Annotated in this window: 10 protein-coding genes and 1 pseudogene; 6 read left to right on the forward strand and 5 right to left on the reverse strand. The window is 71.2% G+C overall.

What is annotated here, in order from left to right; translation table 11 throughout:
* Positions 1–68: 68 nt before the first annotated feature.
* Positions 69–1334: an amino acid deaminase gene (locus ACZ7L1_RS05910; protein WP_471434549.1), complete on the forward strand. Its 1266-nt coding sequence runs from the start codon at positions 69–71 to the stop codon at positions 1332–1334.
* 67 nt (positions 1335–1401) lie between these two features.
* On the forward strand, positions 1402–3036 hold the full coding sequence (locus ACZ7L1_RS05915) for an N-acyl-D-amino-acid deacylase family protein (protein WP_471434873.1): 1635 nt from the start codon (positions 1402–1404) through the stop codon (positions 3034–3036).
* A 22-nt stretch (positions 3037–3058) separates the two neighbouring features.
* Here ACZ7L1_RS05915 and ACZ7L1_RS05920 read toward each other — a convergent pair whose 3' ends face one another.
* Both ACZ7L1_RS05920 and ACZ7L1_RS05925 read right to left on the reverse strand, forming a co-directional pair.
* Positions 3059–3961: a S1 family peptidase gene (locus ACZ7L1_RS05920; protein ID WP_471434550.1), complete on the reverse strand. Its 903-nt coding sequence runs from the start codon at positions 3959–3961 to the stop codon at positions 3059–3061.
* Positions 3962–4106: 145 nt separating this feature from the next.
* Complete coding sequence (locus ACZ7L1_RS05925; RefSeq protein ID WP_471434552.1) at positions 4107–4859, reverse strand: hypothetical protein; 753 nt, start codon at positions 4857–4859, stop codon at positions 4107–4109.
* Between the two features lie 125 nt (positions 4860–4984).
* Here ACZ7L1_RS05925 and ACZ7L1_RS05930 point away from each other — a divergent pair, with 125 nt between their 5' ends.
* The 4 genes from ACZ7L1_RS05930 (at position 4985) to ACZ7L1_RS05945 (ending at position 8905) form a co-directional block, all read left to right on the forward strand.
* Positions 4985–6196 (forward strand): pyridoxal phosphate-dependent aminotransferase, encoded by a 1212-nt coding sequence (locus ACZ7L1_RS05930; protein WP_471434554.1) that lies wholly within the window; start codon positions 4985–4987, stop codon positions 6194–6196.
* A 100-nt stretch (positions 6197–6296) separates the two neighbouring features.
* Positions 6297–6725, forward strand: a complete 429-nt coding sequence (locus ACZ7L1_RS05935) for an SCO4983 family protein (RefSeq protein WP_471434555.1) — start codon at positions 6297–6299, stop codon at positions 6723–6725.
* 288 nt (positions 6726–7013) lie between these two features.
* The gene (locus tag ACZ7L1_RS05940) at positions 7014–7634 is read left to right on the forward strand and encodes a tetratricopeptide repeat protein (protein ID WP_471434557.1); all 621 of its coding nucleotides are present in this window, start codon (positions 7014–7016) and stop codon (positions 7632–7634) included.
* A complete protein-coding gene (locus ACZ7L1_RS05945) occupies positions 7631–8905 on the forward strand; it encodes a glycosyltransferase (protein WP_471434558.1) in 1275 nt (424 codons plus the stop codon). The genes ACZ7L1_RS05940 and ACZ7L1_RS05945 overlap by 4 nt, the downstream gene beginning before the upstream one ends.
* A gap of 71 nt (positions 8906–8976) precedes the next feature.
* On the opposite strand, the gene rfbD is transcribed toward ACZ7L1_RS05945, so the two are convergent.
* The 3 genes and pseudogenes from rfbD to ACZ7L1_RS05960 form a co-directional block, all read right to left on the reverse strand.
* Complete coding sequence (gene rfbD / locus ACZ7L1_RS05950; protein ID WP_471434560.1) at positions 8977–9894, reverse strand: dTDP-4-dehydrorhamnose reductase; 918 nt, start codon at positions 9892–9894, stop codon at positions 8977–8979.
* Complete coding sequence (rfbB, locus tag ACZ7L1_RS05955; RefSeq protein ID WP_471434561.1) at positions 9891–10865, reverse strand: dTDP-glucose 4,6-dehydratase; 975 nt, start codon at positions 10863–10865, stop codon at positions 9891–9893. Before rfbB ends, rfbD begins: the two co-directional genes overlap by 4 nt.
* 219 nt (positions 10866–11084) lie before the next feature.
* A pseudogene (locus ACZ7L1_RS05960) lies at positions 11085–12552 on the reverse strand (collagen-like protein); the annotation flags it as partial.

Genomic DNA, 12552 nt, shown 5'->3' on the forward strand with positions numbered 1-12552 from the left:
TAGACAGCCGTAAGCGACACACGCAATGGCCGTTGCATGTACTGCAACGGCCCAGATCAGGAGGCTCCATGGGCACCGAGGCGCTGGCCCGCCTGGCCGATGAACGCGTCGACCACCGCTTCAAGGGCCTCCCTCCGGACGCCGAGGGACTGACCGTCGGCGAGCTGGCCGCCCAGCGCCGCAATCTGTTCACCGGCGGATTCACGACACCCGTGCTGACCCTCTCCGCGGAGCGCCTTGAGCACAACCTCACCCTCATGGAGACGTACGCGGCCCGTCACGGCCTCGCCTTCGCCCCGCACGGCAAGACGTCGATGGCGCCGCAGCTCTTCCACCGCCAGATCGAGCACGGCGCGTGGGGCATCACGCTCGCGGTCGCCCACCAGGTGCGCGTGGCACGGGAGTTCGGGATCCAGCGGGTGTTCCTCGCCAACGAACTGGTCGACCCCGCGGCCCTGCGCTGGGTCGCCGACCAACTCGCCGCGGACGCGGACTTCCGGTTCATCTGTTACGTCGACTCGGTACGCGGCGTCGAACTCATGGACGCGGCGCTGACCGGAACCACCCGCCCGGTGGACGTGGTCGTGGAGCTGGCCGCCGGTGAGGGCGCCCGCACCGGCGTACGGACGGAGGCGGAGTGCGCGGCGGTCGCGGACGCGGTGGCCGCCACCACGACGCTGCGCCTGGTGGGGGTCGCCGGCTACGAGGGCGAGGTGCCGCAGCCGGACCCGGACCGGGTGCGCGCGTGGCTGCGCCGGCTGGTCGCGCTGGCCGTCGAACTCGACATGGCCGGGCGCTTCGCCGGATGCGACGAGATCGTGGTGAGCGCGGGCGGCAGCGCCTGGTTCGACGCGGTCGCGGACGTCTTCGCGGAGATTCCCGAACTCTCCGCGACGATCCTGAAGTTGCTGCGCTCGGGCGCCTACGTCTCGCACGACGACGGCCACTACCGCAGGATCACCCCGTTCACCCGGATCCCGGAGGAGGGCGCGCTGGAGCCGGCGTTCCGGCTGTGGGCGCAGGTGGTGTCGCGGCCCTCCCCCGAGCAGGCCTTCGTCAACGCGGGCAAGCGGGACGCGGCCTACGACCTGGACCTGCCCTTCGCGCAGGTGGTGCGCCGGGACGGCGAGGAGCGGCCGGCCACCGGCGTCTCGGTGACCGCGCTGTCCGACCAGCACGCCTGGCTGCGCACCACGCCCGAGGCGGACGTCGAGGTCGGGGACTGGGTCGGACTCGGCCTGTCGCACCCGTGCACGTCGTTCGACAAGTGGCAGCTGATCCCGGTGGCGCAGGCGGACGGCACGGTCGTCGACTACGTCCGCACGTTCTTCTAGGTCGACCACATCCCGTTCTCCCAGCTCGACCACATCGCACGTTCTTCCAGGAGGCCCCGTGGACGGTATGGACCCCGTGGATTTCACCGACCTCGCCGATCTCGTCATTCGGGACGCCGACGTCGTCGACGGCACCGGCGACCCCTCCTACCGCGCCGATGTGGCGATCAAGGACGGCAGGATCGTCTCGATCGTCCAGGAGGCCGCCCAGGCGGGCTGCCAACGCCCCCGGGCCGTGCGCGAGCTGGACGCCGGGGGCCTGGCCCTGGCCCCCGGCTTCATCGACATGCACGCGCACAGCGACCTCGCCCTGCTGCGCGACCCGGACCACAGCGCCAAGGCCGCGCAGGGCGTGACGCTGGAGGTCATCGGGCAGGACGGGTTGTCGTACGCCCCGGCCGACGACCGCACGCTCGAAGAGGTGCGCCGCACCATCACCGGCTGGAACGGGTACGGCGACGACATCGACTTCACCTGGCGTTCGGTGGGCGAGTACCTGGACCGCCTGGACGAGGGCGTCGCGGTCAACGCGGCCTATCTGATCCCGCAGGGCACGGTGCGGATGCTGGCCGTCGGCTGGGAGGACCGGGAGGCGACGCCCGAGGAGCTGGACCGGATGCGGCGGCTGGTCGCGGAGGGCATGGAACAGGGCGCGGTCGGCATGTCGTCCGGGCTCACCTACACGCCCGGCATGTACGCGAAGGACGCCGAACTCACCGAGCTGTGCCGGGTGGTGGCCTCCTACGGCGGCTACTACTGCCCACACCACCGCAGTTACGGAGCGGGCGCCCTGGCGGCGTACGAGGAGATGGTGAGCCTGGCCCGGGAGGCCGGCTGCCCGCTGCACCTGGCCCACGCCACCATGAACTTCGGCGTGAACAAGGGCCGCGCGCCCGAGCTGCTGTCCCTGCTCGACGAGGCGCTGGCGACAGGCGCCGACATCACGCTGGACACCTATCCCTACACCCCCGGCTCCACGACGCTGGCGGCGCTGCTGCCGAGCTGGGCGAGCGAGGGCGGCCCGGCGGAGATCCTCAAGCGGCTCGCCGACGACAGGACGGCCGAGCGGATCCGGCACGACCTGGAGGTCGTCGGCGCCGACGGCTGCCACGGCGTGCCCGTCGAGTGGGACACCATCGAGATCTCGGGCGTGGCCGACCCGGCGCTCGCGTCGTACGTCGGCAGGACCGTCCAGGAGTCGGCGGACCGGCGCGGCGAGAGCCCGTGGACCCTCGCCCGCCGCCTGCTGACCGAGGACCGCCTCGGCTCGACGATCCTCCAGCACGTGGGCCACGAGGAGAATGTGCGGGCGATCATGCGGCACCGCGTCCACACCGGCGGCTCGGACGGCATCCTCCAGGGTGACAGGCCGCACCCACGGGCGTACGGGACCTTTCCGGAGTATCTGGGCCGGTACGTACGGGAGTTGGGGGTGCTGACCCTGGAGGAGTGCGTGGCGCATCTGACCGGCCGCCCGGCGGCCCGCCTCCGCCTGCCGGACCGGGGCCTGGTGCGCGAGGGCTACCGCGCCGACCTGGTGCTCTTCGACCCGGCCACGGTCGCGGCGGGTTCCACCTTCGAGCGACCGCGCACGCTGCCGACGGGCATCCCGTACGTCCTCGTCGACGGCCGTTTCGTGATCGAGGACGGCCGGCGAACGGACGTACTGGCGGGGCGGTCGGTCCGCAGGACTCCCGTGTGACCGCCCGCCCCGCGGCGGGTTGCTACGGCTTGGGCAGGACGCAGCCGCTCGCGCCGAGGTTCAGCTTGTTGCCGGCGCCGAAGCAGGCCGGGATCTGGTAGGTCTCCTCGGCGTAGTTGATGCCCTGGCGGACGGTGACGTTGCCGCTCGCGTCGACCTCGCAGGGGTTGTTCTCCGTGCAGCGCTCGCCGTCCTCGTTGCCGGTGTTGTTGACGGCGACGACCTTGCCGGTGGCGTTGTCGATGACGGGCGATCCGGAGGTGCCGCCGATGGTGTCGCAGGCGGAGGTGTAACGGACCGAGTCCTTCCAGGTCCAGTCGCCCTCCTTCAGCCGGTACACGAAGGCGTCGACGTTGCAGCTGTAGATGCGCTTCCAGTAGCCGGAGACGACCTTGATGGCGGTTCCGGCGACGGGGTGGGTGTCGGCGACGGTGAGGGGGCTGATGCCGTAGGAGCTCCTGATCTGCGCGTACGTGCGGGTGAGCTGGTAGATCGTGATGTCCGTGTCGGTCATCGTCGAGTACGCGACCTTGCTCGCGCGCAGCGTCGCGATCCTGCTGCCGGACGAGTTGAGCAGGCCGAAGGAGCGGCTGGAGGCCTGGTCGACGATGACCTCGCCGGGCTCGGGGAATCCGGTCTCCAGGCAGTGGCCGTTGGTCAGGACGAGCGCGGGATCGCCGTCCGCGGAGTTCGGGAAGCGGATGACGGAGCCGGAGCAGTTGCTGAGCGAGACGGTGCCGGCGAAGTCGACGGCCTGGATCGTGGCCGTCCTGTCCTTCGTCGCCGTTCCGGCGGCCGCGGCGGTGGCCGCCGGGGTGGCCGTGACCGTCGCTGCGGCGGCGGGCACGGGTGCCGCGACCGCCGGCGCCGCGCCGGCTCCGGCCAGGGCCAGAGCGAGGAGCGCGGCGGCGAGAGGCTTTCTCATGTGGGGGGTCCCCTCTCGATGAGGTGGCGCTGACGTGGACGGCAGGAGGTCTTCCGGCCGCTCCTGATTTGTCATGCGCATTGTGATTGGAGGGGCGTGCGGGGACAAGGAGCGGTTTTCGGCCGCGACCCCCTGGCGGCTACTCCTACTTCGGCCCCTTGGTCGCCCCCCGCCCACGGCCGGGCTTGCCGTCGAAGCTGCTCGGCGTGGTGGCGCTCGCGGTGACGGTGGGAGAGGCGGAGGACGCCCCGGCGGTGGGCACGGCGGTTGTGGGCGCTTCGGAGGCCGTCGACACCGGGGCGGCGCCCCGTGAGGCGCCGGGCGCGGCGGACACCTTGGTGACGGCGGTCACGGATGAGGCGGTGCGGGACGGCCCGGCGGTGGCGGAGGAGGCGGCGGCGGTCGCCTCCGTGGGCGGCGCGGACGGTGCCGCCTTCGGCCGGGCCGACTGCCCGGCGTCCGCGGGTGCGCCGGAGGAACCGGAGCCGAAGCCGCCGGCGAGTGCGACGGCGACGCCCACGGCACCGAGCGCGCCCACGACGAGGGCCGCACGGCGAGGCAGAGGGGAGCGCGACGGGGTCAGGGCCCGGCGCCGCGAAGCGCGGGTCCCCCCGACGGGTCCGGGATCAGTGAGGCCACCGGCGGTCACAGGCAGCTCGCGCGTCTCGTCGTAGGCGTCCTGCCAGCCATGGGCGGCCGCCGGATCGGCGTAACCCTCGTAGTCCGGCTCTGCTACGACATACGGGTGATACACGTTCGGCTGATTCGGGTCCGCGCCCCCGTCCGGATGTGACCCACCGGCGGGGTACCCGGCCGCCGCGCCGTTCGCGGCGTTCGACCCGTATGCCCCGCCATCCGGGCCGTACGCGCCGTCACCGGGGTGATGCTGCCATGACATGTGGGCGCATTGTAGAGGCGCACGCGATTCGTGGTGCAGTCGCGGTGACAACCGGCCGATCCCTTTCGTCTCACGTGGTGGAAAACACGCCGCGTGCGGCGTTACGCGGCCGTAAGCTCGCGGGCATGCAGGTGATCCAGTCCACGAAGCTCGCCAACGTCTGCTACGAGATCCGGGGTCCGGTTCTCGAGGAGGCGATGCGGCTGGAGGCGGCGGGTCACCGCATCCTCAAGCTCAACACCGGCAATCCGGCCGCCTTCGGCTTCGAGTGCCCGCCCGAGATCCTCGAGGACATCCTCCGCAACGTCTCGACGGCGCACGGCTACGGCGACGCCAAGGGCCTGCTGGCCGCGCGCCGCGCGGTCGTGATGCACAACCAGACCCTCGGCGTCGAGACGGACGTCGAGCACGTCTTCATCGGCAACGGCGTCTCCGAGCTGATCGTGATGGCCATGCAGGGCCTGCTGGACGACGGCGACGAGGTACTCGTACCGGCGCCCGACTACCCGCTGTGGACCGCGGCGGTCTCCCTGTCGGGCGGCACGGCCGTCCACTACCGCTGCGACGAGCAGTCCGACTGGATGCCGGACCTCGCCGACGTGGAGCGGAAGGTCACCGACCGCACCAAGGCGATCGTCATCATCAACCCGAACAACCCGACGGGCGCGGTGTACGACGAGACGGTCCTCCGGGGCCTGACGGACATCGCCCGCCGCCACAACCTGCTCGTCTGCTCCGACGAGATCTACGACAAGATCCTCTACGACGGCGCGCGGCACATCCCCACCGCCGCGGTGGCCCCGGACCTGCTGACCCTCACCTTCAACGGCATGTCGAAGGCGTACCGGGTGGCCGGCTACCGGGTGGGCTGGATGTCGATCTCGGGCCCCCGGGCGCACGCGGAGTCGTACATCGAGGGCCTGACGATCCTGGCGAACATGCGCCTGTGCGCGAACATGCCGGGCCAGCACGGCGTGGTGGCGGCGCTCAGCGGCCGGCAGACGATCAACGACCTGGTACTGCCGGGCGGACGGCTCAAGGAGCAGCGGGACGCGGCGTATGACCTGCTGACCCAGATCCCGGGCGTGACGTGCGTGAAGCCGAAGGGCGCGCTGTACCTCTTCCCCCGCCTCGACCCGAAGGTCTTCAAGATCAAGGACGACCGGCAGATGGTCCTGGACCTGCTGCGCCGCGAGAAGATCATGGTCGTCCAGGGAACGGGCTTCAACTGGACCGAGCCGGACCACTTCCGGGTGGTGACCCTGCCGACGGTGGCGGACCTGACCTCGGCGATCACCCGCATCGGGAACTTCCTGGACGGCTACGGCCAGCCGTGACGCTCGCGGCGCGCGAGCACCGACCAATTCTGCGATCCGGCCAACTTTAGACGCCTTCTAAGCTAAGATGGCTTCCTGTCAGAGCACGGGAGGCCATCTCATGTACGAACCGATCCGCACCAAGTCGGTCCACACGATGGCCGATGCCACCGACGCCGACTTTCCACACCGTTCACGCGAGGAGGAGCTGGACATCCAGCTCGCGGGCCATCTGGCGGCGCTGCTCACGGTGACGGACGAGTTGCGGGCACTGGCACCCTCCGCCGACCTGGATGCGGCCGCGGAGCGGCTCGCCGAGCAGGTGAGGCGGCTGCGCGGTGGCGTGGCACCCGTGCGCGCGACGACCGCCGCCCGCGGGTCGGAGCCACGCATCACGGCACTGCACCGCCGCGCCCACACACTGGCGGGCCGCGCCCTGGTGGTGGCCGCGTCCCGCGCGGACACGGCGGCGGCGATCCTGTCGGCGGAACGCATGGACGCGCACAGCGCCGCACTGGCCGACCCGCGAGAACCGATCACCGCGGGCTGACCCTCCGAGCCGCACGACGGCTCCCCTCGACGGCCCCGGTCCGCGTGGACGACCATGACGCGCGGACCGGGCGCCACACACCCGCACCGCCGCGCACATCCGAAGCATTCAACGATCTCTTCGGCGGCGGTGAATTGACGAGCGGTCCACCCAATTAACGGATGAGAACACCGAATTGGGGAATCGCTCCCGCCGAGTACCTCTGCGTTGCGTACATTCGAGTGGTCCACGGCGTCAATTACCCGCCGAATGCCCACGTCAACGAGGTCGGCTCGTAACGTCGGCCGCGTGAAACGTAGGAGATTGTGGGCAGGGCTCGCCGCGACGGCAGCGATCGCCGCCGGAGTGACCTTCTGGGTGATGCATTCCCGTTGGGCCGCACCCCCGGAATCCAAGAACGCGTCGGCGAGCCGCAGGGCCCAGGAGGCGAGCACGCTTTTTCAGGCCGCCAATCTGCAGCTGCAGTACCACGATTTCGCCGGGGCGGCCCGAACCTACCGGCGGGTGCTGGAACTTGACCCGCACAACAAGGTCGCCTGGTACGACCTCGGGGTCGTCGCGCAGCAGGAGGGCAGGACCGCCGAGGCCCGCAAGGCATACGACAAGGCGCTGAAGATCGACCCGTCCTACGCGTCGGCCCTCTACAACGAGGCGATCCTGCTGAAGTCGAGCGACAGCGACCGGGCCGTCACCCTCCTGAAGCGTGCCATCGCCGCCACTCCCGGGGCCGCCACGGCCCATCTCCAGCTCGGACGGATCCTGGCGGACAAGCACCGCGACGGCGAGGCCGAGGAGGAGTTCCGCCGCGCCGTCGAGACGGACCCGTCACTGCACCCCGAGGTACCGGAACCGTTCCGGGACGACGTAAGCCCAACCCCGACATCGAGCCAGGCAGGTGCCACCAGATGACGTCGACAGCGACACCCAGGTTCTCCGTCTTCACCCCCAGCCACCAGCCCCGTTTCCTCGATGAGTGCCTCAAGACCCTGCAGGCGCAGACCTGCTCGGACTGGGAGTGGATCGTCCTGCTCAACAACGGCGCCCGGTGGCGCCCGGAGCAGCCCGACGACCGGGTCCGGGTGGAGATCGCGGACAGCATCCGCGGGGTCGGGGCGGCCAAGCGCAGGGCCTGCGAACTGGCACGCGGCGAGATCCTCGTGGAACTCGATCACGACGACCTCCTGGCGAAGGCGTGCCTGGCGGAACTCGGCAAGGCGTTCGACGCGTACCCGGAGGCCGTCCTCGTCTACAGCAACACCGCGCAGATCACCGAGGCGGGCAAGCGGGACGACACCCGCTTCAACGAGGCGCACGGCTGGAAGTACGAAGAGGTGCGCGTCGACGGCCGCAAGTTGCTCCAGGCCCTCTCCATGGCGCCGACCCCGCACAACGTCTCCTACATCTGGTACGCGCCCAACCACGTACGGGCGTTCCGCAAGGAGAGCTACGAGAAGGCCGGCGGGTACGACGCCACGCGTACGGTGCTGGACGACCAGGACCTGATGTGCCGTCTGTTCCACCTGGGCGACTTCCACCACATCCCCCGCTGCCTGTACCTGCAGCGGATGCACCCCGCGAACACCCAGCGCGACCCGCAGATCAACGCGCACATCCAGCGCGAGACGGTCGCCCTGTACGACAAGTACATCGAGGCCAACGCCCTCGCCTGGACGCACCGGCGCGGGCTGCTCGCGCTGGACCTCGGCGCGGCCCACCGCAAGCCGCCCGGCTACATGGGCGTGGACCAGTACCCGGGAGAGGGCGTCGACATCGTCGCGACCCTGCCCGAGCAGCTGGACCTGCCCGACAACTCCGTCGGCCTGGTGCGCGCGGTGGACTTCCTCGAGCACGTGCCCGCGAAGGTGCCGCTGATCAACGAGCTGTACCGGCTGCTGGCACCCGGCGGCATGCTCCTGAGCATGACGCCCAGCTCCGACGGCCGCGGCGCGTACCAGGACCCGACCCATGTCGCCTTCTACAACGAGAACTCGTTCTGGTACTACACGGACAACCAGTACCGTGCGTTCGTGCCCGAGATCCAGGCGAGGTTCCAGTCGTCGCGGCTGGTGACCTACTTCCCCACCGAGTGGCACTCGCAGAACAACATCTCCTACGTCGTCGCCAACCTCATCGCGATGAAGGAGGGTGCGGAGCGCTGCGGAGGACCGCTGCTCGTCTAGCGCCCACATGCGGCAGGCGCCCTGCGGACCGTCGGGTTCCGCAGGGCGCCTTCGTGTGTGCGTCGTGTCCGTCAGGCCGGCTGGCGCGCGCCGCTCGCGCGCGCCGCCCCGGCCAGAGCGGCGAAGGCGGGCGTGGCGAGGGCCGCGGCGAGCTGGTCGTCCCACCGTGGGAGGGGCAGCAGGCCGCAGCGGGCCCAGTTGCCGTGCCCGAGGACGCCGAACGTCGGTCGCGCGGCCGGGCGCGGGTACTTGTCCGAGCCGACCGGGCGGATCCGCTCCGGGTCGAGGCCGGCGAGACGGAAGGTCTCCCGTGCCAGGCCGTACCACGTGGTGTGGCCGGCCGCCGTGCCGTGGTAGACGCCCGCCGGTGCCCGCCCGGCCAGGGCCGCACGACCGAGGGCGGCGAGCTGCCGGGCCAGCGCGCGGGACCAGGTGGGCTGGCCGTACTGGTCGGCCACCACGTCCAGGGTCTCGCGCCGGCCGGCGAGGTCGAGCATGGTGGCCACGAAGTTGCGCCCGTGCGCGCCGTAGAGCCAGGCGGTCCGCACGATCCAGCCGGTGTCCGGCAGCAGTTCGGCCACGGCCCGCTCCCCCGCCAGTTTGCTGCGCCCGTACGCGTTGACGGGCCCGGTCGGCGCGTCCTCGGGGTAGGGCCGACGGCTGTCGCCCGGGAACACGTAGTCGGTGGAGATGTGCAGCAGGAGTGCGCCGCTGTCCGCGCACGCCGCTGCCAGGTGGCGGACACCCGTGCCGTTCACGGCCGTCGCCGCCGCCTCGGACGCCTCGGCGCCGTCGACGTCCGTCCAGGCCGCGCAGTTGACGACCACCCGGTGACCCGTGACGGCCGCGCGCACGGCGGCCGGGTCGGTGAGGTCGAGCCGGTCACGTCCGAGCCCCGTCACCACCGCGTCCGGATCGGCGGCGAGCTCGGTCAGCACGTCCTGGCCGAGGAGCCCGCGCGCGCCGGTCACCAGCCAGCCGGTGCTCATCGCGGCTCGGCCCTCTCCTTGAGCGGCTCCCACCAGGAGCGGTGGGCACGGTACCAGGCGACCGTGGCGGCCAGCCCCTCGGCGAAGTCCACCTGCGGTGCGTAGCCGAGCTGTTCGCGGATCTTGCTGTCGTCCAGCGAGTAGCGCAGGTCGTGGCCCTTGCGGTCCGCCACGTGCTCGACCCGGTCCCAGTCCGCGCCGACCGCGTCGAGGAGCAGCCCGGTGAGCTTGTGGTTGCTCACCTCGGTGCCGCCGCCGATGTGGTAGACCTCCCCGGCCCTGCCGCCGTGCAGCACCAGGTCGATGCCCCGGCAGTGGTCGGAGACGTGCAGCCAGTCACGGATGTTGCGGCCGTCCCCGTACAGGGGGACCGTCCTGCCGTCGAGCAGGTTGGTGATGAAGAGGGGGATCACCTTCTCGGGGAACTGGTACGGCCCGTAGTTGTTGGAGCACCGGGTGACCACGACGTCCAGGCCGTGGGTGCGGTGGTGGGCGAGCGCCAGCAGATCGGACCCGGCCTTCGAGGCGGAGTACGGCGAGTTCGGCGCCAGCGGCCAATCCTCGGTCCAGGAGCCTTCGCTGATCGAGCCGTACACCTCGTCGGTGGAGACATGGACGAAGCGGCCGACGCGGTGCCGGTGGGCGGCGTCCAGGAGCACCTGGGTGCCCATCACGTTCGTACGGACGAACGGTCCGGCGCCCTCGATCGACCGGTCCACATGCGACTCGGCGGCGAAATGGACCACCGCGTCCTGGCCGGCCATCACCTGGTCGACCACGTCCGGATCACAGATGTCGCCCTGGACGAAGGTGTGACCCGGGTGTTCCGCCACCGGCGCCAGATTGGCCTCGACCCCCGAATACGTGAGTTTGTCGAGAACGGTGATCCGCGTTGTCGGATCGGATTCGAGCCGCCGACGGACATATTCAGAACCGATGAATCCGGCACCGCCGGTCACAAGAATACGCATACTTCTCCGATTTTATTACCGACTTTACCGCTCAGTGGTCCGAGGGTGCCCGGTCGTCCGGAACGCATCCCTCACGCTACTCAAGGCCAGTGTGTCTTCCCGGCAGGCCGGACCGGTTCGGGTCGATGTCGTGGAACGTGGCTCGGCGCACCGAACGCGGGCGGTGCCCCGAGGCGAGGCCTCGGGGCACCGTCGCTCATGTAGCGGCCGAGCGGACGGTCACGGGCTGCAGATCACGAAGGCCGTGAGGGCAGTGCCGTCGTTGCTGGTCGCCTGCCACCCCGTGGTGCCGATGGGCTCGTTCTCGCTTGCGGCCGAGCCGGGAGCGGCCTGGTACCCGCCGCCCAGGGCCGACTGGCCGGCGGGGCAGGTGGCCGTCGACGTCGGTCCCGCAGTCCCGGGCACGACGGTGGTGGTGACCGCACCCTGGGCACCCTGAGAGCCCTGGGTGCCCTGAGTGCCCTGCGAGCCCTGGGCACCCTGGAAGCCCTGGGCGCCCTGGGCGCCCGTGGCACCCACGTCGCCCTGGGTGCCCTGAGTGCCCTGCGAGCCCTGAGCACCGGCGGTGCCCTGGAGGCCCTGCGGGCCGGCGACGCCCTGAGCACCCTGCGGGCCAGTGGCGCCGGTCAGACCCGTGGCACCGGTGGCGCCCTGGGGGCCCGAAGGACCGGTGAGGCCCTGAGTCCCTGTGGCGCCGGTGTCGCCCTGCGGCCCCTGCGGGCCGGTCGCGCCCGTGGTTCCGGTGGCGCCCTGATCACCCTGCGGACCAGTGGCGCCGGTCAGGCCGGTGGCGCCGGTCGCGCCCTGCGGGCCCGTGGTGCCGGTGGCGCCCTGCGCACCGACGTCTCCCTGGAAGCCCTGGGGACCCTGCAGGCCGGGAACACCCTGCGCACCGGTGGTGCCCTGGAAGCCCTGGAAGCCCTGGGTTCCCTGGAAGCCCTGCGAACCCTGCGCACCCACGTCACCCTGAGAGCCCTGCGAACCCTGCGCACCCACGTCACCCTGGGAGCCCTGCGGACCCGTGGCACCCACATCGCCCTGGAACCCCTGCGAGCCCTGCGCACCGGCGGTGCCCTGGAAGCCCTGGGTTCCCTGGAAGCCCTGCGAACCCTGCGCACCCACGTCACCCTGAGATCCCTGCGCACCCGTGGCACCCACGTCACCCTGGGAGCCCTGCGCACCCGTAGCACCCACGTCACCCTGAGAGCCCTGCGGACCGGTGGCACCCACATCGCCCTGGAACCCCTGCGAACCCTGCGCACCGGCGGTGCCCTGGAAGCCCTGGGTTCCCTGGAAGCCCTGCGAACCCTGCGCACCCACGTCACCCTGGGACCCCTGCGTACCCGTGGCACCCACATCGCCCTGGAACCCCTGCGAACCCTGCGCACCCACGTCACCCTGGGAGCCCTGCGCACCCGTGGCACCCACGTCACCCTGGAAGCCCTGCGGACCGGTGGCACCCACATCGCCCTGGAACCCCTGCGAACCCTGCGCACCGGCGGTGCCCTGGAAGCCCTGGGTTCCCTGGAAGCCCTGCGAACCCTGCGCACCCACGTCACCCTGGGAGCCCTGCGCACCCGCAGCACCCACATCGCCCTGAGAGCCCTGGGTTCCCTGGAAGCCCTGCGAACCCTGAACACCAGCAGTGCCCTGCGTGCCCTGGTTGCCCTGGAAGCCCTGCGACCCC

Source organism: Streptomyces sp. NPDC107546 (genome assembly GCF_055639175.1).